The sequence below is a fragment of the Paraburkholderia sp. FW306-02-B genome, from assembly GCF_058782725.1.
On the sequence record NZ_JBYSXZ010000001.1, the window covers coordinates 2,425,022 to 2,449,562 of the forward strand.

Consider the following 24,541-nt stretch of genomic DNA (forward strand, 5'->3'; position numbering starts at 1 on the left):
AAGAGGCGAAACACGCAGCAGGGTCATTCCGAAAAATCTCGCCGGCTGCGAAAAACGGGCCTTCGTTGAATCGCGTTGACCGCGTGTATACCCTCTCCGGGTGCTTTCCGGATGGCCCGAAAAGGCGAGCGGTCAAACCTTCGGGCCGACATCGACAACGGGTTGGTGGTATTGGAAACGTAACTGCCACCCACATCAGGTGCCGCAGCAGGACGTGTTCTCATTCGCCGCACAAACGCCCACACGCAGTGTTCGCGCACAAGATCCGGGTAGACCCGATGTCGAATGACCGGCACATACGCCTCCTTCCCCGATCTCCGATTCGGCATCACCGGCCTCGCGCATATCGAAGCAGCCGTGCACCCGCGAGGTTGGCTTTGCGCGCATCTCGCCGAATGCACACGTGCGGACGCTACCCTGTCGGGAAATGAAAGGCGCTGGAACATCCCGCCCTGGTGAGTCTCACGCCTGAGACATCACCCCCGCGCGTTGCTTGAAGTCACTGAGGCGAGCCCATTGGGGAACGCGACACCACATGATTCGCGCGTGCCTGGGCTTCCAGTGTGCGATCTGGGCCGCGTCACACCCTCGAGGCCCTTGTCGCAAAAACGCCAGGGGATCGGGCAAGCGCGCGAAGCCGCCTCGCAGATAGAGGCCGTTTCATCGGCGTTCGAGATACAAATTTGCAACATCGCGGACAAAGCCCTTCTCGTCGAACCACAACGACCGCTTCCGTCATGTGATCGTCCTGGCGGATGGCTTTACCCTCGCTCGTGGCACACGACGGAGCATGACTCGACAGTGTTAAAACGACCGACCGTGCCGTTACGTCGACGGCATATTAAAACATCACATTTAGTTAGCATTCCGACATACACAACGCGCCTAACCGTGTTATGCGGCCGCTTTCAGGTTTCACGTCTGATACACCGCGCACGGATTTCCCCAGTTGCTGTTCATCCTTTCGTTGCAGGCGCCCCGGCGGCCACACAGAAGGTGGTACTGGCACAGTTGTCGCATAGGAGAGGAAGCGCGCGGTAGTCAAGGCGTTTCCGGTGTGCCGCAGTGTCCGATGAACAGCACGCTTCGACCGGCAGCACTGCAGCCGGATGCACAGCTGGTCCAGACGCGCCGCGGCAGAGGGGTGTCGTTCACGCTGGCCGGCAGGGGCTACCGCATTTTTTGTGGCCGGTCTGTTGGATGCCGCACCAACCGTAGTCGCACATGTGTGCCTCTTCCGTTATGCATATATTTAGTGATGCAAATTTAAAGGATGATAACAAGATGACAAGAATTCTCGAGAGCATTCGGCTTCTGCGCTCGAACCGGCTCATTGAACAGACGCCGGCGTTCGAAGCAACGACAGCGATGAGGGATGAGGTAGCGGCTCGTCCTGCCGGCGAGTCTCTGTGGAGTCTTTTCTGGATCGTAATCGGGTTGTCGTCAGTGTCGTGGGGCGGTCTCGCGCTCATGGCGCAACTTGAAAATCAGTATGTTGAGCGGCGCGGACTGCTCTCGCGGCAGGAGTATGCCGACCTCATTGCGCTGGCGTGGATGACGCCGGGCCCAGTCGGCTGCAACGTGGCCGTGCAACTCGGCAACGCGTTGCGGGGCCGGTGTGGCGCATGGGTAGCCGGCGCGGCAAGCGTGCTGCCATTCTTCATCGTGATGACACTCTTCGCGATCTTCTACCGGTCGCCATCAATTCGCGCAGTCGCGTCGCCCACGCTGCTCACGCATTTCAGCGTCGTCCTTGCGGCATTGATCGGGGTGACGTGGTGGAAGCAGACGCGAACCCTCGTGAAGGGCCGCCTTGAACGCAGCGCGACCATCGCCGCGACCGCCGTGCTTGCGCTCTCGCACCATCCGGCGGCCTACGTCGCGCTGCTTGGCAGCGCGTTCCTGCTCGGCTGGTGGAAAAGCGCCGCCAGCGGCAACCCTCTGAAACTGAAGATGTCGCGCGCAGAATGGCCGCTTGTAGCGGCGCTCGTGGCGATGCTCGCCCTCTTCGCGGTCCAGATTCCGGGCCCGTGGGAAAGAGCGCTGCTCTGGCCGCGCCTGGCCGGCGCCGGCATGACACTGTTCGGCGGTGGGTTCTCCGCACTGCCGGTGTTAAAGAGCCTCTTCGTCACGCCGGCTGTCGGCGTGACCGAAAGCGACTTCCACCTCGCGTTCGCGCTATCCCCCATCTCCCCCGGTCCGCTCCTGAACGTCATCCCGTTCCTCGGCTACATGATTCAGGGGTGGACCGGCGCCATCGTGGCAACGCTCGCGCTGTTTGTGCCGTCCGGTTGCCTCGTCGTGCTGGCACAGCGCCATCTGCGGCGCCTGAAGGCACACGCGCGCTTCGAACATGGGATGCGTGTGTTGCGTGCGGTGACAACGGCGTTTCTCGCCATCGCGGTGCTCCACATCGCCATGCGCATCCCGCTTCAGCCGGTCTATCTGCTGAGCGCAGGCTTTGCGCTGCTTGCCTTCGGCAAACTGAAGCTGCCCGTCTATCTGGTGTACGGCATTGTGTTCGTCGCATGCGTCGGCGGATCCGTCCTGCTCTAGCCCCGGTTCTCCAGCATAAAAAGAGGTGCATGATGCAACGGACTCTCATGAAGCGGGCGCCGACCATGTCGGTATGCGGGCCTCGCGGTCTTCTCGCGATCGGCGTGGGCCTGGCGTGCGCCATTTGCGTGCTGTGCGCGGCGATGCTCATCGAGTCACGCGAGGATGCGGCGAGACATGCGCTTGCGCGGGCCGCCGAGCTCGCGCTTATCGCCGAGCACGACGCATCACAACTGGTCGAAACCGACGACCTGTGCCTGCAGGCGGTCATCGTGAGACTCAATGACCCGGCTGTGAGCAAGTTGCCACCCGAACTGCGTCAGCGCGTGTTGTTCGATTGCGTCGGTGCCTCGACGGGAATGGACGGGCTTGTCATTCTGGACGCAACGGGCGCAGTCACCGCAGACGCTGGAAACGGTCTGGCGCAAATCGCGAACCTCGCGGGGCGCGGCGACTTCGGCTCGCCCCGGCAGTCCGCGAATGCTGGACTCTACCTGAGTCACCCGTACCGGTCTGACCCGTCGGGCGATATCGACACCATCGCAGTGAGCCGCCCGATTCCGCGCCAGGATGGCAGTCCTGTCGGGGTCGTGGTCGGCATCATGCGGCTTGACGCTTTCCGGCACCGACTCGCCAGCGTGAATCCTGGCGCGGGCAACTCGATCGCACTGATGCTGGCCGATGGCACGACGCTGGCACAGCGCCCGTTTGGCGAGAAGATCATCGGGACGGACCCGCAAGCGAAGACTACCCGGAGTAGCCGGTCTGCCGCGGGAACGGTCGCAGGCGCCGCGTCCGTCGACGGCATCCGGTCCTGGCATGTGGTCCGGCACGCCACCGGCCTGCCGTTGGTGGTAGATGTGGTGCTCGCGCGGCAAGAGGTCTACGCGGAGTGGCGCCAGCGCGCGCGGGTTTTCGGCTCACTGGCTAGCATCCTCGGCGCGGCCATCGTACTCATGGCGATGGCATTGTCGCGGCACCTGAAACGCAGACTCGCGCTCGAAGATGACCTCCTGGTGCTCGCGCGCACCGATAGCCTGACGGGCCTGGGTAACCGGCGCGCGTTCGACGACACGGCTCAAACCGAGTGGGATCGCGCAAGGCGCAAGGGGCAGCGGCTGTCGGTGCTCATCATCGATGTCGACCATTTCAAGGGGTTTAACGATCGCTACGGCCATGGCGCCGGTGACGCTGCGCTGTCCGCGGTCGCCCGATGCATCCACGCGAGCCTTCAACGCCCAGGGGATGCGGCGATGCGCTACGGTGGAGAGGAATTCGCCGTACTGCTCCCCGACACCGACCTGCAAGGTGCCGCACACGTCGCCGAAAGGATTCGCGCGTCGGTCCAGCAACTGGCGCTACAGCATGCCGGCAGCGCAGACGGCGTGCTGACGGTGAGCGTCGGCCTCGCGAGCTCCGAACAGGGAGACTATCGCCAGTTCAGGGCAATGGTCGACGCAGCAGACGCCGCATTGTACGGAGCAAAGGGTAGAGGGCGAAACCAGGTGACGCATCGACCCGCGCCCCGGCCTTCCGCTGAAGACCTCGCGCCTGCGGGTTACAAGGCCATACCGTCGCCTGAGCTGATGGATTGCCACGGAAGTATGGCGTGATTGCCGAGACGAGTTCGCGCCCGATCCGCACTGAGACTCAGTTGACGATCCGCAGCTGCGACCATTACGGGATTTTCTCCGGTAGTGTCTTGCGCATCTGTCCGCGCCTGCGTCAAGTCATCCACCAGCATGACGCGTCCGCAGCCGTCGGGCCGTCGTGCGCATCACTCGCCCAACTGGTTGCGCGTTTTCCGATGGGGCTAAATTTGTCTGCCGGCCGCATGGGGATTGGCTTTGGAGGTTTGCGTAGGCAGATCGGTTAAAGTCCAGATTTGCGGGTGTCACGGATGACCGGAATGCGATACAGGCAAGCGATTCCAACGAATTTGAGCCGTGAGCAGTTTGAACAATTTGTTCCGGGCGCCAAGGCGAGATTGCTCGTGAAATCGGGCCGCCCGCTGGTGGCCGCCGCGCACGAGTTGCTTGAGTGGATCCTGCGCGGCATGCCGATGTTCGCTGACGGCGCCGGCATCCTGGACGGTTAGGCAACCGGCGCCTTCAGCGCACCCTTCAGTATCAGCGTCGCCGCGAGGCCGCCTCCTGCGCGGTTATGCAGCGATAGCGTCGCGTCCATCGCCTGGGTCAGCTGGCGCGCGATCGCCAGCCCCAACCCGGTGCCACCGGTATGGCGATTGCGCGACGTTTCCAACCGGTAGAACGGTTCGAATACCGCTTCGAGCGATTGCGCCGGTATGCCGGGGCCATGGTCGAGCACGGCGATGCTGACGCCGCCGTCCGGCAACCCTGCGACTTCGATTGCTGCCGATCCGCCGAACTTCAACGCGTTGTCGATCAGGTTGCCGACGACCCGGCGCAATGCCTGCGGCCGCGTGACCACGGCGATCGGCAGGCGGGCCTGGAAGGCGACGTCCTTGCCGGCATCGACATAGTCGCAAACGAGGCTATCGAGCAACGCGTCGAGATCGATACGGCACGGCGCCTCCGCGGTGCCGTGCAGTGTTCGCGCGTAAGCGACGCCCTCCTTCACCAGCTCTTCCATTTCCAGCAGATCCTGGCGCAGCTTCGCGCTTTGCGCGCTGTCGTCCATCACGTCGACGCGCAGCCGCATACGCGTGATCGGCGTCTGCAGATCGTGAGAAATGGCCGCGAGAATCTGCATGCGTTCGGCCGTGTACATGGCGATGCGGTCCTGCATCGCGTTGAACGCCCTCGCCGCGCGCGCGACTTCGGACGGGCCGTCTTCGGGCAGGCGCGCAGCCTTCAGGTCGGGCCCGAGCGTATCCGCCGCCTGCGCGAGCTGATGCAGCGGCCGCGTTGCGAGCCGCACCGCGAGCCAGCAGCACGTGGCGAGCACCGCTAACTGCAACGCGAGCACGAGCGGTAGCCAACCCGACAACGGCACACCGGACATCGGGTGAATGTCGATGGTCAACGGCATGCCGTCGCTTAGTTTCAAATGCGCCTGCAGATGCTCCGGTTCGCCGGGAATGGTGTTCGCCGTCACGGGATACGCTTTGCCGACGCCATCCGCGATCGATTGCGCGACGCGCTCGGAGAGCTGCGCATCGACCGGGGTGCCGGCAATGCCGGGCCCAAGGATGAACCGGCAGCTGCGCCGTGCGAGCCGCGGCAGCCATTCGGCGCGCTCGCCGGCGGGCAGATGATCGAGCAGCGCCACCGAGCTGCCCACCTCGCGTTCGATGTAACCCATCATCATGTTCGTGGTGGCCTGATCGCGTTCGGTCATCGTGAGCCAGAACGACAGCGTCTGCGCGAGCGCCAGGCCGATGCAGAGTATCAGCGCGAGGCGCGCGAACAGCGTGCGGGGCCAGTGCCATCCCCGAAGCAGCTTCATTGCGGCGCCTCGATGGCGGTCACCGCCGCCGAGAACACATAGCCTTCGTTGCGCAGCGTCTTGATGTAACGCGGCTCTCGTGCAACGTCCTGCAGCCGCTGACGCAGCCGGCTGACCAGCAAGTCGATCGAGCGGTCGAACGCGTCGGCTTGCCGGCCCTGGGTCAGATTGAGCAGTTGATCCCGCGTCAATACCCGCTGCGGATGGTCGAGGAATACGCGCAGCAGACGGTACTCTGCCCCGCTTAGCGCGACCATCGTGCCGTCCGTATCGAGCAGATGGCGCGCCGTGGTATCGAGCCGCCAGTCCCCGAAAGCCAGCATATGAGCCGCCTCCGCGACCTGCATGCCGGGCGGCAGCATGCGCGCGCGGCGCAGCACGGCCCGAATGCGCGCGAACAGTTCACGCACCGCAAAGGGCTTGGCGAGGTAATCGTCGGCGCCCATTTCCAGGCCGACGATGCGGTCCGCCTCCTCGCTGCGCGCGGTCAGCATCAACACCGGCACCGAGCGGAATTTGCCTGCGCGCAGCTCGCGGCAGAGCACGAGTCCGTCCTCGCCCGGGAGCATCAGGTCCAGCACGATCAGATCGGGCACCCCGTACTCGAGAGCGTTGCGCATCTCGCGGCCGTTGGCAGCCAGCGAGACGCGCATCCCGTTTTTCTCCAGGTAGGCGGCAACCAGCTCGCGGATGCCGCGGTCGTCGTCCACGATCAGGATGTGGTCGGTCTTTTCGGACATGGGTTCATTCCTTGCGGCGCTTCGCCTGCACGCGGCTCGCCGATATGAGCGAACAGTACACCGGATGCGCAATTTCCGCCGCAAGCCCGCCCGCGAGGAACGCGACAATTGCCAGCAGACGTTTCATGCGTCTTCCACGACAGAGAGACTCGCGCCGTCGGCCAGGGTCGCTTCGAGCGCATAAGGATCGACACCTTCCAGGCAACCGATATTGACACGCCACAGCTTCGGGTCCTTGCGTGTCTGATGGAACGGATAGATCCCGCAATGTTTGCAGAAGTAGTGTTTTGCCACGCGGGTATTGAACTGATACAGCGTGAGCGCGCCTTCGCCACTCAGAATCTTCAGTTCGTGTGCGGCGAACGTGGGACTCATCGATGCGCCCTTACGGCGGCAAAGACTGCAATTGCAACGCGTCGCGGGGACAACGGCGGTGCGGACTTCGAATTTGACGGCCCCGCAGTGACAGGACCCATGCAATGCATCGGCGCTCATATGGCTCTCCGCGTTGAGGTGACGTCCGCTTTATAGCGCAACGCCTGCGTCGGTTTGTGTCGCAATGTATCTGAACGCTGTGCAGATACAAAACATTGCACACACCCGGCATGACGGACACAAGCCGGATACGTCCGGACGTTCCAATGCAGCCATGCCAATCACAGGAACGCCTATCGTGCACAACCTCCTCGAAACGCTGCTCTCGTTGCTGGCCGGGCTGCTCACCATTGCTTCGCCCTGCATCCTGCCGGTGATGCCGATTCTGCTCGGCACCTCCGTCGACCGTCCCGACCGTACGCGGCCTCTTTTCATCATGGCCGGCTTCATCCTCACGTTCGCGTCCTTCGCGATGATGCTGGGCGCCGTCTCCGGCGCGGTTCACGTGGCGCAGCAGGCGCTACGCGACACCGCCCTCGCGTTGTTGGCACTGTTTGGCCTGCTGCGCCTGTGGTCTCGTCCCTACGAGTGGCTGGTGTCGCGCATCATGCAGCCCGTGTACGAAAAGCTGGTCAACGCAACCGGCATTCACCCCCCTGGCGGTAATGCGGGTGGCTTCGTGCTCGGCATGTCGCTGGGCGCGGTATGGACGCCCTGCGCGGGGCCGGTGCTCGCATCGATCCTGGTCCTTGTGGTCAAGGCGCAGGATCTCAAATGGTCCGCCCTGCTGTTGACGTTATATGCCGTCGGCGCGGCCATTCCGATGCTCGCCATCATCTACGGCGGACAGTACATGACTCGTCACATCCGGCTGGTGGCGCGCCACGCGCAACGTCTGCAGCAACTGTTCGGCGTACTGGTGATGCTGACCGCGCTTGCGATTTACCTGCAGTACGACGTCCTCGCCTACGCCTGGATTTCCACTTTCTTCCCTTCCCTGAAAGGACTTTGACATGCTCTCGCGAATCAAGCCCCTCGCTGCCTCAGCAATGTTTCTCGCCATCGCGGCCACGAGCAGTGCCGCAATCGCCGGTACGCCGGGCGGCAGCAATATCGCTCCGGAATTCACCGGCATCGAGAAGTGGCTCAACAGCGACCCGCTGACCATGCAGCAATTGCGGGGCAAAGTGGTACTGGTCGATTTTTGGACCTACACGTGTATCAACTGCATTCATACCCTGCCCTACGTCAAAAGCTGGTATCAGAAATACAAGGACCAAGGTCTAGCGGTGGTCGGCGTGCACACGCCGGAGTACCCGTTCGAACGCAACACCGACAACGTCAGGACTGCCATCAAGCGTTTCGACATACGTTTTCCGGTGGCGCAGGACAATCAGTACGCGACGTGGAACGCCTACACGAACCAGTACTGGCCGGCGTTCTATCTGATCGACAAGAAAGGACAGGTGGTCTACAGCCACTTCGGCGAAGGCGATTACACACAGACCGAAGCGGCAATCCAGAAGCTGCTCGCGCAGAAGGAATGACATCTGCGGCCGGACAGGGTATCAAACCGTTCGGCTATCCGTTCGACGTTCGCCGCACGCGTGGACGCTCGACGTTTATTCGTGCGATTTCGGAGCAACGCGGCCGGCATTGTCTTCAGACAATGCCGGCCCGCGCGGCTCGTGCACAGACAATCATTCCTGCTCGTGCACGGCCCTGACGAGATTGTTGCGAAGCGTGACGATCGCCTTCTGCACTTTAGCGAACTCATCGGATGTCAGCCCGCAGGCTTCAAACAGGTTCATGTCCAACGCTTTCTCACGCAGCCGCCGGCCGCTTTTCGTCAAGCTGACCCGCACCTGACGCTCGTCGGCAGGGTCGCGTTGCCGTTGCAGATAACCCATCGCTTCGAGCTTCTTGAGGATCGGCGTGAGCGTGTTCGACTCGAGAAACAGCTTCTCGCCCAGGCTGCTGACGGTCTGATCGTCTTCCTCCCATAGCGCAATGATCGTGATGTATTGCGTATAGGTAAGCCCAAGCTCCTCGAGAATCGGCTTGTACGCCTTGCCGAAAGCCAGATTCGCCGAATAGACGGCAAAGCACAGAAAGTCGGCCAGTTTCGGGTTCGTGGGGTCTTCCTTGATGGTAGCTTTCATCGGCGTCCTCGTCCGCACAAGACGGATGTCTCGTGAATAACGCATTATACATCGGACGCGATTTAATCGGAAGTGCGAGACATTCGCGCGGTTTCCGCAACGAGAAAAATCCATCGAGGCGCGAGCCTCGATGGAGAAGGTCCCAACAGCTGCGTCGACGCGAACCCGCGCGGAGGCACGGCACGTCGAGGCGCACACCCGCGCCGATCAGGGGTGCGCGTAAATCGGGCCGAGCCCGACGACTGCCGACTCCGTTGCGCGTGAACCCGAAGCCGAAGTGCCGCTGGTCGCCGCACCGTACGACGTCGCCGCCTGGCTGTTTTCAGCATTGACCCGCGCCTGGGCCGCTTCGATGTTCTTCGGATATTGCGCGTTATCGCTGGCCGGGTTGTAGCCGGCCCGTTCCAGTTGAACCAGCTGCGCGCGCACGTCGGCACGGGTAAGCGGCTCGTTCGACTGGGCGAACGAGACGGCGGGCGCAGCAACGATAGCGGCAAGGATGAGCGATTGAACGAGTTTCATGGTTTCTACCTTCAGAGCGTGAGTTGGGCGCAAACGCGTGCTTGCGTTCCAGTGGTTGAAGCCGGCAAATGAAGCTGATAAACGCACAGCTAACAAAATGTCTGGCGTTGATGCATTAGACCCACTGGACGTATCTGGCTTGTGTCTGGAAAGAGCCGCAGGTGCACCGCTGTGTATCCACACGCCTCGCGGATACATTGCGACACAAAGAATCGGATCGTCACGTATCGAGGCTGACGCTCTCGCGCCGGTCCAGCAGCGCCCACCCACTATCGCACCGAGCGCGCGCCTGATTTGTTCTCACCACGCATTACTGTTTGTCCATGCCGGGTATTCGAACCCGGCATCAATGCGTTTAGATTGACCTCCATCGGCGCACCGCTCCAAACGGCAAGGAAGCCGAATCAATTCATCTGGAGGTTCACCATGAGCACGTCGCAAAAAGTCGTTGTCGTTACTGGCGCATCGCAAGGCATCGGCGCGGAGCTGGTCAAGGCCTTCCGCGAACGCGGTCACCGCGTTGTCGCAACGGCACGAACCATCAAGCCGTCAGAAGACCCCCACATTCTCGCGGTGGCGGGCGATATCGCCGACCCGTCCACCGCCCGCCGCGTGATCTCCGAAGGCGTGGCACGCTTCGGCCGCATCGACACGCTGATCAACAACGCCGGCATTTTCGTCGCCAGGCCTTTTACGAGCTACACGGCTGAAGACTATGCAGCAGTGACGGCCGTGAACCTCGCCGGTTTCTTCCACATCACGCAGCTCGCAATTGCTGAAATGGAGAAGCAGTCGAGCGGCCACGTGGTCAGCATCACGACCAGCCTGGCCGACCACGCGATCGACGGCGTGCCTTCGGTCCTGGCCTCGCTGACCAAGGGCGGTCTGAACGCAGCCACGAAATCCCTCGCGATCGAATACGCCAGGCGCGGCATCCGCGCGAACGCGGTTGCGCCCGGCATCATCAAGTCGCCGATGCACGCGCCGGAAACGCACGAGGCGCTCGGCGCGCTCCATCCGGTCGGTCACATGGGCGAGATGAGCGATATCGTGAACGCCGTGCTGTATCTGGACTCGGCGCCCTTCGTGACAGGCGAGATCCTTCACGTCGACGGCGGCCAGAGCGCTGGCCACTAAGCACCTTCGAGCGCCGCTGGCCGGCGCTCCTTTTCATCGATCACGATCAAGGAGAGCGACATGCCTATCGTCACGATTCAGGTGACCCGCGAGGGCACCAGCCCCGGCGCAACGTCGGTCACAGCCGAGGAAAAGGCCCAACTGATCAAGGGCGTGAGTCACCTGCTGCTCGACGTGCTGAACAAGCCCCTCGAAGCCACCTTTGTCGTCATCCAGGAAGTCGAAACGGAAAACTGGGGCTGGGGCGGACTGCCGGCACTCGAGTATCGCAAGCAGCGCGGACTCAAACCGGGCTGATCACTGAGGCGGTGCCGGCGCGAAGCGCGGGATTGATTGTTGCCGAACCGCGAACTGTGAATTCCGGCGCGCCTCATTGATGTCCACCGCAGAATGCTTAGACTGGGAATCAAGGGCCGCTGACTTCAACGCGCCCGGTCAGTCACACAGTTCTTCGGCGTGGAGCATCAGATGGACATCCTCGATATGGCTCGAAAAGCAGGTATGACGATTGTTCTCGACGCAAAAATCGGACGTCAGGAATACCAGACGGTGTACGGCTCGGTTAAAGCGTTGGAGTCTTTTGCAGAGCTGGTTGCGGCGTCGTTGGAATGCGAGTCACTGCACCAGGACTGATGCCCTACCCGGTAGCCAGTTCGTTGCAATTCACCACACAAAGGAATACGCAATGAAGTACGAATCCTTGAGCTTCCACGGAAACAGTGACAAAGGCCGTGTGAGTATTGAAGGCGACGCGCGTTGGCCGTCGAACCGGACCTCGCAGGCGCACGACAGCAAGCGAGCGCCAGCCCCTAACTGGGCGTGGGCGCACAGCACCGATTCGTATGACTGGATGGACTCGCACAGTCCGTTTCCTCCGTCAGATTTGTCGGGCTGAAGCCGGCATTCATGGCCCGGGCGCTCCGCCGCCGCCCCAAACACACGCGCGCAAGCAAGTCCTCAGCCGCCAAACTGCTGCAGTTGCCCGATGCGCTCCTTCATCTCGTTCTCCAGCTCGACTAACAGGTCAGCCGCAGGCAACGACCTCGCGAGAGCAGCAGCCTGCCCTGCCCACTGCGCGCCGTAGCCAAATTCCCCCTTGGCTTTGGCTGCGGCGTGAAGCGCTTTTCCGGCATCGTATGCAATCGGATAAGCGGGCGGCTTCGGTGCCGTCACGTCGCCGCCGAGTTCCGTGAACCTGTTCACCATGCTTCTCGCAATCCGTCCCGAGATTGCCGCAGTAAACGTGGTGTGCCGAGCAGAATCCCCAAGAATCGCACGGCGGTAACCTTCGTCGATCGATGTTTCCGGGCAGGCGACAAAGGCCGTGCCGAGCTGAGCAGCCTGGGCGCCGAGCGCCAGTGCCGCAGCGATCCCGGCGCCGTCCATGATGCCGCCGGAAGCGATCACCGGCAGATCGAATTCCTTCACGAGCAGGCGCGTCAAGGCGAACGTGCCCAGGCGATCGTCGGGAGCGTCCGGGTCGAACACACCGCGATGTCCGCCGGCCTCGATACCTTGCGCAACGATCGCGTCGACACCCGCCGCCGCGACCTGCGCAGCTTCGTTCAGATTGGTTGCAGAGGCCAGCAACCTGATTCCAGCCTTCTTCAGATCAGCGATAACTTCGGCAGGCGGCAAGCCGAAATGAAAGCTGACGATCGCCGGCTTCTCGTCGAGGAAAACCTCGAGCATCGCCGGGTCCGCCACAAAGCTGGTGTAGATCTCCGACAACGACGCAGGCGGCGTAGCCCCGTATTTTTCGAACTGCGGTCCAAGCCAGTTCAGCCATTGCCGCTCGAGCGCTTCGTCTGCCGCCGCCGGTCGATGACAGAAAACGTTGATGTTGAAGGGCTTCCCGGTCAGCGCGCGTGTTTCCTTGATGACCTTACACGCGCCTTCAGCATTCATCGCTCCAACGCCCAATGAACCCAGACCACCCGCATTGGATACGGCGGCAGCCAGTGCGGGCGTACTGACGCCGGCCATGGGCGCCTGAATGATCGGCTTTTCGATGCCCAGCAAACGCAGCAACGTTTGATTGTCTGTCTCGTTCGTCATATCTATTCCCCTCCAAATAAGGTTTGTGGCAATGTTCGTCTCGAGAGCGTGACCGGTCAACCGACGGACAAGCAAAACAGTCGCTACTCCATGGAAAGGATTTGACCGCTATGCAGCGTCAATTTGAAGATCTCGTTCTAGGCAGTATCGAGCTGTTCTGTCTCGCGGCCGACTCGGAAAGCTTCACTGTCGCCGCAACTGCCGCAAGCGTCACGCCTGCCGCCGTCAGCCGTGCGGTCGCGCGTCTCGAGAAACGCCTCGGTATCCGGCTGTTTGTTCGGACAACCCGACAGATCAGGCTGACGGACGAAGGCAGGCGATACTTCGAACAATGCCGGCTGGCGCTGACTCAGCTTGCCGATGCAGAGCGCGAAGCGACCGGCCAGCAGACGACGCCGGCTGGCGTGCTGCGGATCAGCATGCCTACGCCGTATGGTCACTACCGCGTTCTACCGCTGCTTGCAGACTTCCGCGAACGTTACCCCGCTGTCACTGTCGACGCGCATCTGAGCAACCGCAACGTCGACTTTGCGGACGAAGGCTTCGACCTCGCGATTCGGGGTCGTGCGCCGCAGGACTCCGGTCTGATCGCGCGCACGCTCGAAGATGCGGAGCTGGTAGTGGTGGCGTCGCCCTCGTATCTGCGCAAAGCCGCAAAACTCAAAACGCCGGAGGATCTGGTCCATCACGACTGCATCCAGTACGAGTTGCCGAGTAGCGGCCGCAACATCCCCTGGCTGTTCAAGCGTGATGGCGAGCCGGTCGAGATCGTCACGCGTGGCGCTTACGGTTCATCGGGCGACGTGCTAGCCGGGGTGACGCTGGCGCGCCATGGCGCCGGCATTTTCCAGACCTATCGGTTCGTCGTCGAGAAAGACCTTGCACAAGGCACGCTCAAGGAGCTGCTCACGCCGTATGGCGGTTGTTCACGACCCTTCGTGCTGCTCTATCCGCATGGCCGTCATCTGTCGTCGCGCGTACGCAGCTTTGTCGACTTCCTGGTGGAAAGACTGAGAGCGTAGCGCGTCGCCGGTTAGCGCATCCGCGCCCATTGGGCGAGGCCCGCGCAGGCGATCAGCAAGGTGCCCGTGACGAAAAACACCGAGTGCAGTCCAAGATACACACCGATCTGGCCACCAATCACAGGACCGATGACCTGACCGCTGAACTGGGCGGATTGCAGATAGCCGAGCATTTGGCCAGTCCTGCTTTCATCTACAGAATGTCTGGCCAGCTTGGAGATGGCAGGGAGAAGCCCCGCGAGCGTCATGCCCATCAGCATCCGCAATCCGCCCAGCTGCCACCATTGAGCGACGAAGGCCTGCGGAATCATCGCGAGACCCGTCAGCACCAGACAGCCGATGATGACGTTCCAGCTACCGATGCGGTCGGCCAGCGCTCCAAGCCGGGCCGCCGTCAACATGCTGCCTAACGCGGAACACGCCATCACCACGCCCGCAATGCGCGTCACGTGATCGGCTCGAACGCCCATGCTCCCGATATAGACGGTGATGATCGGCTCGATCGACATATTCGCGAGCAGCACCATCATCGCCGTCGCGAGCAGCGCCGCAACGACTGCATAATTCGTGCGACGAGCCGCCGCTGCGGTCCCGTTGGCTGCACGATCGCTGGCGTCGGCCGGATGGAAATCCTCCTTCACGACGAAGATCGTGAGCAGGGCCGCCACTGCGATCATCGCTCCGCCGGCGAAGAAGGTGCCGCGAATCCCGACCCACCCCGGCAACAGGCCGCCGACCAACGGCCCAATCAGATTGCCCGCGAGAGCGCCGGTCGAGAGGATCCCCAACGCCCAGCCGGCCCGGTCGCGGGGCACCTGAGTACCGACCATGACGGTGGAGGCAGACGCGTAGCCACCCACCAGCCCAGCGATCAAGCGCAGCGCAACCAGTTGATGAACCGTATGGGCGACGCCGATCAACGACATCACCACGGCCATGCCCACCGCTGCCCGAACGAGCATGGGCTTGCGACCGTAGCGATCGGCAAGACGTCCCCAGAGCGGCGCGGTGACGGCCGTCCCGAGAAACGTCGCGCCGAACGCGACCCCCGACCATTCGATGACCGCCGACTGGGATTCGACACCGAGTTGGCGGACGTAGAGCGGCAGGAACGGCAACAGCATGCTCAGGCTGACCAGCGTGGTGAACGAACCGAACACGCAGACAGCCAGATTGCGTCGCCAGTAGTTCTCGTTGCGTTCTGCATAACCGGGCAGTGCCGGCTGGAGCGCCGACGGGAATGGAGAGTGAGCGGTTTGATTCATTTCGTCCTCGACGCAGCAAACAGATCGACAGCCAGCGCGAGCCCGATTTCTACGAGGCTTGCGCAGGCGCCGGCAAGGGGGCCGCGCCAGACATTGAACGTCGACCGTTCTGATTCACTCAAGACTGCGGATCGCATACTGCCTCCACTGGACTGTGTACCTGTCGGTACCTCGTCTTTGATGGACCCAGTCTAGATTGAATCGATCTGAGGGAGAATCGCCGCCGCCTGGAAGACATTCTTCCGCTGTGCGATTCAATCGGCATCGGTAACGAGCGCTAGTTGCTTGAAGTGCCGGCGCAGACGGGGCGCGGCGAAATCCACAAAGGCGCGCACCTTCGGAACCGAAAGGCGTCCATGCGGCGTCAGCAGATGGACCGGCAGCGGCGCCTGCTCGCTATCGCGCAGGACGATCTTCAGCGATCCTTCCTTCACCTCATCGGCGATGTGATAGGAGAACATTCGCGTGACGCCGTGGCCGGCAACCGTCGAGGCGACAGCCGCCCGGATCGTGTTGACGATGAAACGCGGCGTGAACTGCACGACCTGAGGAATCGGTGAGCCGCTCGATGTCGGGAAGGTCCATGAGTCCAGCCCGAAATGCGTCATCGAAATGATTGGATGGTGAGCGAGATCGGCCGGCTCGTCGATGCGGGGATGTTTGGCCAGGTATTGGGGGGAAGCGGCAACGACACGTCGAACTTCTCCCACAGGTATCGCGATCAGCGTCGAATCCGCCAGGTGGGCAATGCGCAGCGCCACGTCGATTCCCTCATCGATCAGGCTGACTGGCCGGTCGAGCAGTTGCAGGCGTACCGAGACGGCTGGAAAGCGCTCGACAAACTCATCGAGTATCGGCCGCAGCAGATCCTCGCCGGCGGCAACCGGTGCCGTTATCGTCAGCAGACCGCGCGGCGCCGAGCGCTCATGCGCGACCAGCATATCGGCTTCTTCGAGGTCGGTCAGGATGCGTCGGCAGGCAGACGCGTAGCGTTCGCCCGCTTCGCTCAGCTTGATGGTCCTTGTCGTGCGATGGAGCAAGGCCGTACCGGTATGCTCTTCGAGGAAGGCGATCGCCCGGCTCACGGCCGCGGGTGAGCGGCCAAGCCGGCGCCCCGCGCCAGCCAGACTGCCTTCGTCCAGCGTTGCAACGAACACTTTCATTGCGTCGATTCGGTCCATATCGCCTCAAATAGCCGGTAGCGAGATTGTTCCCGGAAGTCTACCGCGCGACGGACCGGCGCACGGCGCCGTTGAAGCGGAACGTGAACAGCCGGTCTGGACTGCGAGCCTCCGCGCACGCCACGTACCGCTTGAGAGCGCCTTGAGTGCCCGTCGACTCCAGGCACGATCAATCAATGCCCAGGAAACCACGTCGAATGCAATGGTCGAGGAAAGGACCGTGCCGGGGTTGATCTTCGACGTGGTTAGGTTGCCACCATAGCGGCGATCGGGCCGCGTCATGCGCTCGCTAATTGGGACGCTTCTCCAGCACATCCTTAACGACCGGCAGCGCGGAAAAGACGTTTGGCCAACCGGCGTAGAAGGCCAACTGCGTCATCGCTTCAGAGGCTTGCGTCTTCGTCAGGCCGTTGTCCATCGCCCTGTTCAGGTGATAGGTCAATTGCGCGACCTGCCCCGTGGCGACGAGCGCGCCGACCGTGACCAGGCTTCGATCCCGGGGCGCGAGACCCGGGCGCAGCCAGAGATCGTGGAAGAGCACTTCCGTGGTGTAGTGCACGACGCCCGGCGCCACGGCGCCGAAGTTTTGCTCGACAGCGGCCGCGCGTTGAGCCTCCGCAACCTCGTCGACAGGAAGAAGCGCGCCCGAGGCGGACGGAAGCTGATCAGGCTTGATTCCGCGCTTCTCGAACACCGCTTTCGCGGCTACGACAGCCGATGCGGCATTACCCCAGCCGGAGTAAAACGCAAGATGCGTCATGATCTCCGAAATCTCACTAGGCTTGAGGCCACTGTCGAGTGCCAGCTTCAGGTAATACGGCATCTCGACCGTCTGATTGCGCGCAATCAGGACCGAGAGCGTCACGATGCTGCGGTCTCGCGCGGACAGTTGAGGACGCTTCCAAACGTCGCCCAGGAGAACACCTGTCGAGTATCGTTCAAGTGCAGGTGAGACCGTACGCATATCCTCAAGCGTGGATGCCACGGGAAGAGAATCCGGATTTGCCATGTTTGTTGTCCTTTCCATTTGCGAACAGGCAGAAAGGACCAGGCAAAGCGCTGCCGCTGCTACAACGACAATTTTCATCTACCGGATCCTTTCAGCAACGGGTCAAAGAGCGCGCAAGAGATGAATTTAACCATCGCGATCACGTGTGACTAGACGCTAAAATCAGCAAACACCTATGAGATGGGTTCATCAATGCCGCGCGAAAACTTTAACGATCTGCTTGCCTTCATTGCCGTTGCGCGCGAGCGCAGCTTCACCCGTGCGGCCGCGCAGTTGGGCGTGTCCCAATCCGCGTTGAGCCATACGATCCGCGCGCTCGAAACCCGACTCGGCCTTCGGCTTCTGACTCGCACCACACGCAGCGTCTCCCCCACCGAGGCAGGCGAACGTCTTCTCCAGACGGTCGCGCCCCGCTTCGAGGAGATCGAAGCGGAGCTGACAGCCGTGACCGAGCTGCGGGATAAACCCGCCGGCACCATTCGCATCACCGCAACCGACTACGCGACCAGGACAATCCTTTGGCCCAGATTGTCCAAGGTCCTTCGCAAGTATCCGGAAATCAAGGTTGAAATCATCACGGACTATGGTCTCTCCGATATCGTTGCGGACCGCTATGACATCGGTGTTCGCAACGGCGATCAGGTCGCAAAAGACATGATCGCGGTCCGCATCGCGCCGGATATGCGTATGGCAATCGTCGGCTCGCCTGCCTATCTGGAAAAGCGGGCACGGCCAAAGACTCCGCATGACCTGACGACGCACAATTGCATTAATCTGCGTCTGCCGACGCTGGGTGCGTTCTACGCGTGGGAGCTCAAAAAAGGCAATCGTGAAGTGCAGGCGCGGGTAGACGGTCAGCTCGCTTTCAACGGAACCTATCAGATGCTGGATGCGGCGTTATCGGGGTACGGTCTTGCGTACGTCCCCGCGGATCTGGTGCAGACGCACGTTGCGGCAGGCCGCCTCGTCTTGGTACTTGAAGACTGGTGCCCTACTTTTCCGGGTTTGCACGCTTATTACGCCAGCCGTCGCGAGTCTTCACGAGCGATGGTCCTCGTCATCGACGCGCTGCGTCACCGTGCGTGAGCGGCGCGAAGCGACCAACCAGCCTGTGCGCATTCATGAATATGGCTCATAGCAGCATGCGGTTTCGTGGGCTTTATCAATAGACAGTGCCTGCCTATCATCTCACCTGACTCAACATTCAGCGCGGCAGCTTCGCGAATGATGAACCGCAGGCACAGCCTGCACGGAGAAAAGTAATGGATTATCGATATCTGGGTCGTAGCGCCCTCAAGGTTTCGCCGTTGTGTCTGGGTGCAATGATGTTCGGCGCAGAGACCGACGAGGCGACCTCGAAACGCATCATCGACAAGGCGTTCGATCAGGGCGTTAATTTCATCGATACGGCCGACGTCTATCACGCAGGGCGTTCGGAAGAGATCGTGGGTCGCGCCATTGCGGATCGGCGTGACAGCTGGGTCGTCGCGACGAAGTTCGGCTTTCCGACGTCGCAGGGCCCGAATGAACAGGGGCAGTCGCGCAAGTGGATCGTTCAGTCGGTCGAAGCGAGCCTGAAGCGTCTCGGCACCGACTACATCGATATCCTCTACTTCCATCGCGCCTTGATCGACGCTCCGCTGGAAGAAGGCGTGCGCGCCATCGGCGATCTGATCCGCCAGGGCAAGATCCGCTATTTCGGCGTGTCGAACTTCCGCGGATGGCGCATCGCTGAAATCGTGCGTCTTGCCGATCAACTCGGCATCGATCGGCCGGTCGCCAGCGAACCGCTGTACAACATGGTTGACCGTACCGCGGAGGTCGAGCAATTGCCCGCCGCAGCACACTATGGCATCGGCGTCGTTCCGTATAGCCCGCTCGCGCGGGGCGTGCTCAGCGGCAAGTATCCGGTGGATGCCCCGCCGCCGGCCGACTCGCGTACAGGCCGCGGCGACAAGCGGATCCAGCAGACCGAATGGCGGCCGGAATCGCTGGCGATCGCGCAAAAGGTTGCTGTCCACGCTGCGGCACGCGGTACGACTTCGATCGCCTTTGCATTGGCCTGGGTACTCAAGAACCCGTTCGTCAGCGCCACGATTGCGGGTCCGCGTACGGAAGCGCATTGGGACAGCTACGTCGAAGCGCTGAAGCTGCAACTCGGACCCGACGACGAAAAATTCGTCGACAGTCTGGTTCCGCCGGGCCACGCGTCAACGCCAGGCTATACGGATCCCGGATATCCGATCGAAGGTCGTCGAACCATCTGAAGCAAGGTGCAGAACTTGTGCGAGCAACACGCCGGTGCGCGGCTCTCGTGGCACCGGCGTGTTGCTGTGCGCGCAAAACAAAATTTCCCGAATCATGTCGATGAACGATCGATCCTCTGCCGTTCGTCAAGCCGCGAAAACACACAATCTGCAGATTCTGGCGACCCTGAGCCTGCTGATGGCGTTCGCGTCGATTTCGACGGACCTGTACCTGCCCGCGCTTCCCACGATGGCCGTGGCGCTTCACGCCAATACCGGCGCCGTCGAGCTGACGATTTCGGGTTACCTGATCGGTTTCAGTCTCGGCCAGCTTCTGTGGGGCCCCATCGGTGATCGCTACGGCCGCCGCCTGCCCGTCGCGATCGGATTGGTGTTGTTCGTCGCCGGTTCGGCCGGCTGCGCGCTATCGACGAATGCGCCGATGCTGGTCGGCTGGCGCGCCCTCCAGGCCGTGGGCGCCTGCGCCAGCGTCGTGCTGGCCCGCGCGATGGTGCGTGATCTCTACACCGGCCATCGCGCAGCGCAGATGATGTCGACGTTGATGACGGTGATGGCGATCGCGCCCCTGCTCGGGCCGAGCGTAGGCGGCCTGATCCTCCATGTCGCGTCGTGGCGCGCCATTTTCTGGACGCTGGTGGCGCTCGGATTCGCGACGCTCGCGGCGCTCTACGCGCTGCCCGAGACATTGCCACTAGAGCGCCGCAATCGTGAGCCGCTGCGGCGTGCGCTGGCCGCCTACGCCGAACTCCTCCGGCATCGCCGTGTGCTCGGCTACGCAGGCGCCGGCGGCTTCTTCTATGGCGGCACCTTTGCTTATATCGCCGGTTCGCCGTTCGCGTACATCACGTACTACCGCGTATCGCCGCAGTTCTACGGCGTGCTGTTGGGCGCGGGGATCGTCGGCATCATGCTCATGAATCAGATCAACGCCAGGCTGGTGGCGCGGCTGGGCAGCGATCACCTGATGCGCACGGGCACCCTCGGCGCCGCAGTCGCCGGCCTGCTGCTCGCGCTCGACTCATGGACTGGCTGGGGCGGGCTGCTGGGCCTCGCGATTCCACTCTTCGCGTTCGCCTCGGCAACCGGTTTGGTGGTGGCCAATTCGATTGCGGGTGCGCTCGCCACCTTCCCCGAGCGCGCTGGAGCCGTGTCGGCGCTGATCGGCGCAATCCAGTACGGCACAGGCATTGCGGGATCGGCGCTGGTCGGTCTCTTCGCGGACGGCACACCGTGGCCGATGGGTTGCGTCATCGCGCTAATGGGCGTCGGTAGCGTACTTTGCGCGATGTTGCTCGTGCCAACGGCCGCGTTCACTCCGGGCGCGGCAAAAGCTGCTGGCTGATCGGCAGCATTGGATTTCCCTCATTCGCGGACAGACGCCGGCAGAATTAAAAAAGGAACGTCGTCGAGGTCGGGCGGGCGTCGGCCTACCTACTACGGCTAACACCCGCCCCCACCGTATTCAGAAGAGTTGGCGAATGCCCGCCATGGCACCGAACTGGCCCTGCCCCGCCGCTGGCGTCGTTCCACCTCCCCCTGCGCTCACGGAATAACTCGCGTGTCTGCTGTTACCGAGGTATGCGCCTTGCAGATAGACTGCGGTTCGCTTCGAGAGCAGATATGTGCCTCTTAGAACACCGAGCGTTGCGCGTGCGTCCTGACCACTTATAACAACCCGATAAACGCCGCCGTCAACAATCACGCTCGGCGTGACGAGGTAGCTCGCACTCACATAAAAAAGGTTAGAGTGGACATTCGGGCCACCGGAGGCGTCGGTGCTGACCCAACGACCGACCCAGCCTCCCGCCACCTTCGCCCCGTAGAACTTCACGTATCCATTCAGCTGGGCGCGATCGTCCTTGTCGCCGTCCGCCGTCAGCGCCAGCGGCTTGACGCCATCAAAGAAGTTGGCGGCAGCTCCGCCCCCCCCGCGCTGCTCCTCATATGAGCTTGCGGCGCCGAACCACGGCGCGTCGTATTTGATCATCGCGGACCATGAGCGGCACTCCGTCTGATGACCTGCAACCTGACCCGCGCATGTGCCCTGCCCCGGTGAGTTGCCTGTCCCCGTGGAATCCCGCCCAAACGAGTAGCTTCCGCCGATCGTCAGACCCGAAAACTTCCCCTTATAAGCAATGGTGTTGTCGCTGCGCGCGTTCGGGATATACGCGTCCAGCGAGCCCATACCGTAGATGTTCGGTCCGATGACATCGGCATCGATGACGGCAAGGTAAGTCATCGTGTATTGCCGGCCAAACGATATTGTTCCGAACGGCCCGTCAATGCCAATCCAGCTCTGACGTCCGAAGAAGCGCCCGCCCTGACCGCTATCGCCCTTGCCGACGTTGAATCCGCTCTCGAGCGTGAACACCGCCTTGTATCCGCCGCCGAGATCTTCCGTGCCGCGCAGTCCCCACCTCGACGGCAGTTCCCCGGTAATGGCTGGCATGCGCACCACGCTGTCTCCTGCCGTATTCGCATGCGACACGTATTCGACACCTGTATCGATAATCCCGTACAAGGTCACACTGCTTTGCGCATGGGCTCCCACGGCAAACGCGCAAAGTCCGCCACAGAATAAATATCTCGCTTTCATTGTTGTCTCCATTGTTGTATTTGCTCGCCATAGTCCGGTGCGGGTCGTGGCCCGGCCGAACGCCGACCTGCCAGCGGGCAATACATGCCCGGGCGACCTGACGCACTTGGCGCGTCGCCACGCGCGGCTTCACGTCACGGGCGATGTCGCCGCAGGTGCTGCGATAAATGCGTCGCTAAAGAAACAGGAGGGCGAGAGTCCGTTCTCGCCGATGAACGAATGACGTGCGGCATCGACCATTAGCGGTTTACCGCAGGCGTACACTTCACACGCCGACAGGTCGGGGAAGTCTTGCTGCACCGCTTGATGGACGAAACCTCGGCGTCCGTCCCAGTCCGCGGATGAATCGGACAGCACGGGCACGAACCTGAGGCGGCTAGATTGTCCGGCCCAACGCTGCGCTTCGGCAAACGCATAAAGATCCTCTTGCCTCTGACCTCCCCAATAGAGCACGGCGCAGCGTGATGCCAACGTCGACTGATGGGATCTCATCATCGATGCGATCGGCGCATAGCCGGTTCCTGACGCCAGTAGTACGACAGGCGCGGTTGAATCGCTCAACGTAAAAGTTCCGAATGGCCCCTCGACGCGCAGCAAATCTCGCGGTTTCAGGTTCTGGTAGACGTGCTGCGAGAACCGTCCCCCAGGCATGGCGCGAATGTGCAGTTCTACGTTCCCTTCCGCGTCCGGCTTGTTGGCCATCGAATAGCTGCGCCGTGTGCCGTCGCGCAATACCACATCGAGGTACTGACCCGGCTCGAAGAGAAAGCCGGCGGCGGGAGGCAACTGCAACCGGACGACGGAAACGTCCTTGCTGGCTCGCTCCACCGACGTGACTCGGGCACCGGTCTTGACGACAGGCCGTCCCGGCGTAGCCGATATCTCAGCGGCTTCGAGCGTGACATCGCTCAAGGGCAATGCAACGCAGGTGAGACAGCGCTGCTCCGCAACTCTGGCCGTCTCAATGTGCTCCGGATAGCGCACACGACCTGCAACGAGCTTTGCCTCGCACGCACCGCACTCGCCTCGTCGGCAACTGTGCCTCGGAAAGAAACCGGCCGCCATGGCAGCGTCGAGGAGTGTCGTTTCGTCATTGCACGCCAGCTTGACACCTGCGGGCGCGAAAGTAATCGTGTGCGTGACCATGAATCCGTTGTTTGCAAAAGAGGACGATGTGAGGTTGCGAAGGCGGTATAGACCGTCATGCGGACATACGCTCCCTCAGGTCGAGCGCCACGTCGACGATCATGTCTTCCTGGCCACCGACCATGCGGCGGCGGCCCAACTCGACCAGAATGTCCACAGTCTTGAGGCCGTACTGCTCCGCGGCTTTCTCCGCGTGACGAAGGAAGCTCGAATAAACACCGGCGTAACCCAGCGCCAGCGTCTCGCGATCGACCCGGACCGGCCGATCCTGAAGCGGGCGGACGATATCGTCTGCAGCATCCATCAGCGTGTACAGGTCGCATCCGTGCTTCCAGCCCATGCGCTCGGCTGCACCGATGAAGACTTCGAGCGGCGCGTTCCCCGCACCGGCGCCCATGCCGGCAAGGCTTGCATCGACGCGATCGCAACCCTCTTCAACGGCGACGATTGAGTTCGCCACGCCCAGACTGAGGTTGTGATGCGCATGCATACCCGTTTCGGTCGAGGCGTCGAGCGTGTCCTTGAAAGCCCGGAACCGGTCGCGCACGTCGTTCATCGTCAGTGCGCCGCCCGAATCGACAACGTACACACACGTCGCGCCGTAACTCTCCATCAGCCTGGCCTGCCGGGCGAGTTCTGATGGCGTAGTCATATGGCTCATCATCAGGAAGCCGACCGTATCCATGCCAAGCTCGCGGGCGGCTTCGATGTGCTGCCGCGAAATGTCGGCTTCCGTGCAGTGCGTGGCAACGCGCACGACGCGCGCGCCGGCATCGTAGGCTTGCCGAAGGTCATGAATCGTGCCTATGCCGGGGATCAGCAGCGTCGCAACTTTCGCATGCGTCACCGTCTCCGCCACCGCGGAGATCCATTCCACGTCGGTGTGCGCGCCGAATCCATAGTTGAACGACGATCCCTGCAGGCCGTCGCCGTGTGCCACTTCGATCGAGTCGACGCGCGCAGCGTCAAGGGCGACTGCGATTCGCTTGACGTCAGCGATGCTGTATTGATGGCGAATCGCGTGCGAGCCGTCACGCAGCGTGACATCGGAGATGTAGAGTTTGTCTTTCATGGTG

Annotated in this window: 25 protein-coding genes; 12 read left to right on the plus strand and 13 right to left on the minus strand. The window is 62.1% G+C overall.

The window, feature by feature from the left end; all coding sequences use genetic code 11:
* Positions 1–1,368 precede the first annotated feature (1,368 nt).
* From AC3WOG_RS10690 to AC3WOG_RS10700, 3 genes are all read left to right on the plus strand, one after another.
* Positions 1,369–2,556, plus strand: a complete 1,188-nt coding sequence (locus AC3WOG_RS10690; RefSeq protein WP_492579772.1) for a chromate transporter — start codon at positions 1,369–1,371, stop codon at positions 2,554–2,556.
* Positions 2,557–2,585: 29 nt separating this feature from the next.
* Positions 2,586–4,169, plus strand: a complete 1,584-nt coding sequence (locus tag AC3WOG_RS10695; protein WP_492577957.1) for a sensor domain-containing diguanylate cyclase — start codon at positions 2,586–2,588, stop codon at positions 4,167–4,169.
* 287 nt (positions 4,170–4,456) lie between these two features.
* The gene (locus AC3WOG_RS10700) at positions 4,457–4,654 is read left to right on the plus strand and encodes a hypothetical protein (RefSeq protein ID WP_492577958.1); all 198 of its coding nucleotides are present in this window, start codon (positions 4,457–4,459) and stop codon (positions 4,652–4,654) included.
* Here AC3WOG_RS10700 and AC3WOG_RS10705 read toward each other — a convergent pair.
* The 4 genes from AC3WOG_RS10705 to AC3WOG_RS10720 are packed head-to-tail and all read right to left on the minus strand — an operon-like array spanning position 4,651 to position 7,220.
* Entirely contained in the window at positions 4,651–5,985 is a 1,335-nt protein-coding gene (locus tag AC3WOG_RS10705) for a sensor histidine kinase (RefSeq protein ID WP_492577960.1), read from the minus strand. The genes AC3WOG_RS10700 and AC3WOG_RS10705 overlap by 4 nt on opposite strands.
* Positions 5,982–6,725, minus strand: a complete 744-nt coding sequence (locus AC3WOG_RS10710) for a response regulator (RefSeq protein ID WP_492577961.1) — start codon at positions 6,723–6,725, stop codon at positions 5,982–5,984. The genes AC3WOG_RS10705 and AC3WOG_RS10710 overlap by 4 nt, the downstream gene beginning before the upstream one ends.
* A gap of 4 nt (positions 6,726–6,729) precedes the next feature.
* Positions 6,730–6,852, minus strand: a complete 123-nt coding sequence (locus tag AC3WOG_RS10715; protein ID WP_492577962.1) for a hypothetical protein — start codon at positions 6,850–6,852, stop codon at positions 6,730–6,732.
* Entirely contained in the window at positions 6,849–7,220 is a 372-nt protein-coding gene (locus AC3WOG_RS10720) for a GFA family protein (RefSeq protein ID WP_492577963.1), read from the minus strand. Before AC3WOG_RS10720 ends, AC3WOG_RS10715 begins: the two co-directional genes overlap by 4 nt.
* Positions 7,221–7,398: 178 nt before the next feature.
* Between AC3WOG_RS10720 and AC3WOG_RS10725 the strand changes: the two genes are divergently transcribed.
* Positions 7,399–8,112, plus strand: a complete 714-nt coding sequence (locus AC3WOG_RS10725; RefSeq protein WP_492579773.1) for a cytochrome c biogenesis CcdA family protein — start codon at positions 7,399–7,401, stop codon at positions 8,110–8,112.
* Position 8,113: 1 nt separating this feature from the next.
* Positions 8,114–8,647, plus strand: a complete 534-nt coding sequence (locus tag AC3WOG_RS10730) for a thioredoxin family protein (protein WP_492577964.1) — start codon at positions 8,114–8,116, stop codon at positions 8,645–8,647.
* A 153-nt stretch (positions 8,648–8,800) separates the two neighbouring features.
* Here AC3WOG_RS10730 and AC3WOG_RS10735 read toward each other — a convergent pair whose 3' ends face one another.
* Together AC3WOG_RS10735 and AC3WOG_RS10740 are read right to left on the minus strand one after the other, a co-directional pair.
* A complete protein-coding gene (locus tag AC3WOG_RS10735; protein ID WP_492577965.1) occupies positions 8,801–9,262 on the minus strand; it encodes a MarR family winged helix-turn-helix transcriptional regulator in 462 nt (153 codons plus the stop codon).
* A gap of 207 nt (positions 9,263–9,469) precedes the next feature.
* Positions 9,470–9,784, minus strand: a complete 315-nt coding sequence (locus AC3WOG_RS10740) for a DUF4148 domain-containing protein (protein ID WP_492577966.1) — start codon at positions 9,782–9,784, stop codon at positions 9,470–9,472.
* Positions 9,785–10,210: 426 nt separating this feature from the next.
* Between AC3WOG_RS10740 and AC3WOG_RS10745 the strand changes: the two genes are divergently transcribed.
* The 3 genes from AC3WOG_RS10745 to AC3WOG_RS10755 all read left to right on the plus strand — a co-directional run bounded on the left by AC3WOG_RS10745 (position 10,211) and on the right by AC3WOG_RS10755 (position 11,554).
* Positions 10,211–10,921, plus strand: coding sequence for an SDR family NAD(P)-dependent oxidoreductase (locus tag AC3WOG_RS10745; RefSeq protein ID WP_492577967.1), 711 nt, complete (start codon positions 10,211–10,213; stop codon positions 10,919–10,921).
* Positions 10,922–10,981: 60 nt separating this feature from the next.
* Complete coding sequence (locus AC3WOG_RS10750) at positions 10,982–11,218, plus strand: tautomerase family protein (protein WP_492577968.1); 237 nt, start codon at positions 10,982–10,984, stop codon at positions 11,216–11,218.
* Positions 11,219–11,389: 171 nt separating this feature from the next.
* Positions 11,390–11,554 carry a hypothetical protein gene (locus tag AC3WOG_RS10755; protein WP_410832036.1) on the plus strand — a complete coding sequence of 55 codons (165 nt, stop codon included), beginning with the start codon at positions 11,390–11,392 and terminating at the stop codon, positions 11,552–11,554.
* A 324-nt stretch (positions 11,555–11,878) separates the two neighbouring features.
* Here the strand turns inward: AC3WOG_RS10755 and AC3WOG_RS10760 are convergent, their stop codons facing one another.
* Positions 11,879–12,979, minus strand: coding sequence for an NAD(P)H-dependent flavin oxidoreductase (locus tag AC3WOG_RS10760; protein ID WP_492577969.1), 1,101 nt, complete (start codon positions 12,977–12,979; stop codon positions 11,879–11,881).
* Between the two features lie 110 nt (positions 12,980–13,089).
* Between AC3WOG_RS10760 and AC3WOG_RS10765 the strand changes: the two genes are divergently transcribed.
* The gene (locus AC3WOG_RS10765; RefSeq protein WP_492577970.1) at positions 13,090–14,001 is read left to right on the plus strand and encodes a LysR family transcriptional regulator; all 912 of its coding nucleotides are present in this window, start codon (positions 13,090–13,092) and stop codon (positions 13,999–14,001) included.
* A gap of 11 nt (positions 14,002–14,012) precedes the next feature.
* Here the strand turns inward: AC3WOG_RS10765 and AC3WOG_RS10770 are convergent, their stop codons facing one another.
* The 3 genes from AC3WOG_RS10770 to AC3WOG_RS10780 form a co-directional block, all read right to left on the minus strand.
* Positions 14,013–15,266: an MFS transporter gene (locus tag AC3WOG_RS10770; RefSeq protein ID WP_492577972.1), complete on the minus strand. Its 1,254-nt coding sequence runs from the start codon at positions 15,264–15,266 to the stop codon at positions 14,013–14,015.
* A 254-nt stretch (positions 15,267–15,520) separates the two neighbouring features.
* Positions 15,521–16,447 carry a LysR family transcriptional regulator gene (locus AC3WOG_RS10775; RefSeq protein WP_492577973.1) on the minus strand — a complete coding sequence of 309 codons (927 nt, stop codon included), beginning with the start codon at positions 16,445–16,447 and terminating at the stop codon, positions 15,521–15,523.
* Positions 16,448–16,736: 289 nt separating this feature from the next.
* Positions 16,737–17,456 carry a carboxymuconolactone decarboxylase family protein gene (locus tag AC3WOG_RS10780; RefSeq protein WP_492577974.1) on the minus strand — a complete coding sequence of 240 codons (720 nt, stop codon included), beginning with the start codon at positions 17,454–17,456 and terminating at the stop codon, positions 16,737–16,739.
* A 192-nt stretch (positions 17,457–17,648) separates the two neighbouring features.
* Here AC3WOG_RS10780 and AC3WOG_RS10785 point away from each other — a divergent pair, with 192 nt between their 5' ends.
* The 3 genes from AC3WOG_RS10785 to AC3WOG_RS10795 all read left to right on the plus strand — a co-directional run bounded on the left by AC3WOG_RS10785 (position 17,649) and on the right by AC3WOG_RS10795 (position 21,065).
* The gene (locus AC3WOG_RS10785) at positions 17,649–18,542 is read left to right on the plus strand and encodes a LysR family transcriptional regulator (RefSeq protein ID WP_492577975.1); all 894 of its coding nucleotides are present in this window, start codon (positions 17,649–17,651) and stop codon (positions 18,540–18,542) included.
* Between the two features lie 176 nt (positions 18,543–18,718).
* Complete coding sequence (locus tag AC3WOG_RS10790; RefSeq protein WP_492577976.1) at positions 18,719–19,723, plus strand: aldo/keto reductase; 1,005 nt, start codon at positions 18,719–18,721, stop codon at positions 19,721–19,723.
* A gap of 94 nt (positions 19,724–19,817) precedes the next feature.
* A complete protein-coding gene (locus AC3WOG_RS10795) occupies positions 19,818–21,065 on the plus strand; it encodes a multidrug effflux MFS transporter (RefSeq protein ID WP_492579774.1) in 1,248 nt (415 codons plus the stop codon).
* Between the two features lie 120 nt (positions 21,066–21,185).
* On the opposite strand, the gene AC3WOG_RS10800 is transcribed toward AC3WOG_RS10795, so the two are convergent.
* The 3 genes from AC3WOG_RS10800 to dmpG form a co-directional block, all read right to left on the minus strand.
* Positions 21,186–22,331, minus strand: coding sequence for a porin (locus AC3WOG_RS10800; protein WP_492577978.1), 1,146 nt, complete (start codon positions 22,329–22,331; stop codon positions 21,186–21,188).
* Between the two features lie 117 nt (positions 22,332–22,448).
* Positions 22,449–23,465: an FAD-binding oxidoreductase gene (locus tag AC3WOG_RS10805; protein ID WP_492577979.1), complete on the minus strand. Its 1,017-nt coding sequence runs from the start codon at positions 23,463–23,465 to the stop codon at positions 22,449–22,451.
* A 55-nt stretch (positions 23,466–23,520) separates the two neighbouring features.
* Positions 23,521–24,537, minus strand: a complete 1,017-nt coding sequence (gene dmpG, locus AC3WOG_RS10810) for a 4-hydroxy-2-oxovalerate aldolase (RefSeq protein WP_492577980.1) — start codon at positions 24,535–24,537, stop codon at positions 23,521–23,523.
* Positions 24,538–24,541: the final 4 nt, after the last annotated feature.

What these genes read in the sequence shown, in the direction of transcription:
- AC3WOG_RS10690 (WP_492579772.1), top strand. Translation starts at nt 1,369, where the DNA reads ATGAGGGATGAGGTAGCGGCTCGTCCTGCCGGCGAGTCTCTGTGGAGT.
- AC3WOG_RS10695 (WP_492577957.1), top strand. Translation starts at nt 2,586, where the DNA reads ATGATGCAACGGACTCTCATGAAGCGGGCGCCGACCATGTCGGTATGC.
- AC3WOG_RS10700 (WP_492577958.1), top strand. Translation starts at nt 4,457, where the DNA reads ATGACCGGAATGCGATACAGGCAAGCGATTCCAACGAATTTGAGCCGT.
- AC3WOG_RS10705 (WP_492577960.1), bottom strand. Translation starts at nt 5,985, where the DNA reads ATGAAGCTGCTTCGGGGATGGCACTGGCCCCGCACGCTGTTCGCGCGC.
- AC3WOG_RS10710 (WP_492577961.1), bottom strand. Translation starts at nt 6,725, where the DNA reads ATGTCCGAAAAGACCGACCACATCCTGATCGTGGACGACGACCGCGGC.
- AC3WOG_RS10715 (WP_492577962.1), bottom strand. Translation starts at nt 6,852, where the DNA reads ATGAAACGTCTGCTGGCAATTGTCGCGTTCCTCGCGGGCGGGCTTGCG.
- AC3WOG_RS10720 (WP_492577963.1), bottom strand. Translation starts at nt 7,220, where the DNA reads ATGAGCGCCGATGCATTGCATGGGTCCTGTCACTGCGGGGCCGTCAAA.
- AC3WOG_RS10730 (WP_492577964.1), top strand. Translation starts at nt 8,114, where the DNA reads ATGCTCTCGCGAATCAAGCCCCTCGCTGCCTCAGCAATGTTTCTCGCC.
- AC3WOG_RS10735 (WP_492577965.1), bottom strand. Translation starts at nt 9,262, where the DNA reads ATGAAAGCTACCATCAAGGAAGACCCCACGAACCCGAAACTGGCCGAC.
- AC3WOG_RS10740 (WP_492577966.1), bottom strand. Translation starts at nt 9,784, where the DNA reads ATGAAACTCGTTCAATCGCTCATCCTTGCCGCTATCGTTGCTGCGCCC.
- AC3WOG_RS10745 (WP_492577967.1), top strand. Translation starts at nt 10,211, where the DNA reads ATGAGCACGTCGCAAAAAGTCGTTGTCGTTACTGGCGCATCGCAAGGC.
- AC3WOG_RS10750 (WP_492577968.1), top strand. Translation starts at nt 10,982, where the DNA reads ATGCCTATCGTCACGATTCAGGTGACCCGCGAGGGCACCAGCCCCGGC.
- AC3WOG_RS10755 (WP_410832036.1), top strand. Translation starts at nt 11,390, where the DNA reads ATGGACATCCTCGATATGGCTCGAAAAGCAGGTATGACGATTGTTCTC.
- AC3WOG_RS10760 (WP_492577969.1), bottom strand. Translation starts at nt 12,979, where the DNA reads ATGACGAACGAGACAGACAATCAAACGTTGCTGCGTTTGCTGGGCATC.
- AC3WOG_RS10765 (WP_492577970.1), top strand. Translation starts at nt 13,090, where the DNA reads ATGCAGCGTCAATTTGAAGATCTCGTTCTAGGCAGTATCGAGCTGTTC.
- AC3WOG_RS10770 (WP_492577972.1), bottom strand. Translation starts at nt 15,266, where the DNA reads ATGAATCAAACCGCTCACTCTCCATTCCCGTCGGCGCTCCAGCCGGCA.
- AC3WOG_RS10775 (WP_492577973.1), bottom strand. Translation starts at nt 16,447, where the DNA reads ATGGACCGAATCGACGCAATGAAAGTGTTCGTTGCAACGCTGGACGAA.
- AC3WOG_RS10780 (WP_492577974.1), bottom strand. Translation starts at nt 17,456, where the DNA reads ATGGCAAATCCGGATTCTCTTCCCGTGGCATCCACGCTTGAGGATATG.
- AC3WOG_RS10785 (WP_492577975.1), top strand. Translation starts at nt 17,649, where the DNA reads ATGCCGCGCGAAAACTTTAACGATCTGCTTGCCTTCATTGCCGTTGCG.
- AC3WOG_RS10790 (WP_492577976.1), top strand. Translation starts at nt 18,719, where the DNA reads ATGGATTATCGATATCTGGGTCGTAGCGCCCTCAAGGTTTCGCCGTTG.
- AC3WOG_RS10795 (WP_492579774.1), top strand. Translation starts at nt 19,818, where the DNA reads ATGTCGATGAACGATCGATCCTCTGCCGTTCGTCAAGCCGCGAAAACA.
- AC3WOG_RS10800 (WP_492577978.1), bottom strand. Translation starts at nt 22,331, where the DNA reads ATGGAGACAACAATGAAAGCGAGATATTTATTCTGTGGCGGACTTTGC.
- AC3WOG_RS10805 (WP_492577979.1), bottom strand. Translation starts at nt 23,465, where the DNA reads ATGGTCACGCACACGATTACTTTCGCGCCCGCAGGTGTCAAGCTGGCG.
- dmpG (WP_492577980.1), bottom strand. Translation starts at nt 24,537, where the DNA reads ATGAAAGACAAACTCTACATCTCCGATGTCACGCTGCGTGACGGCTCG.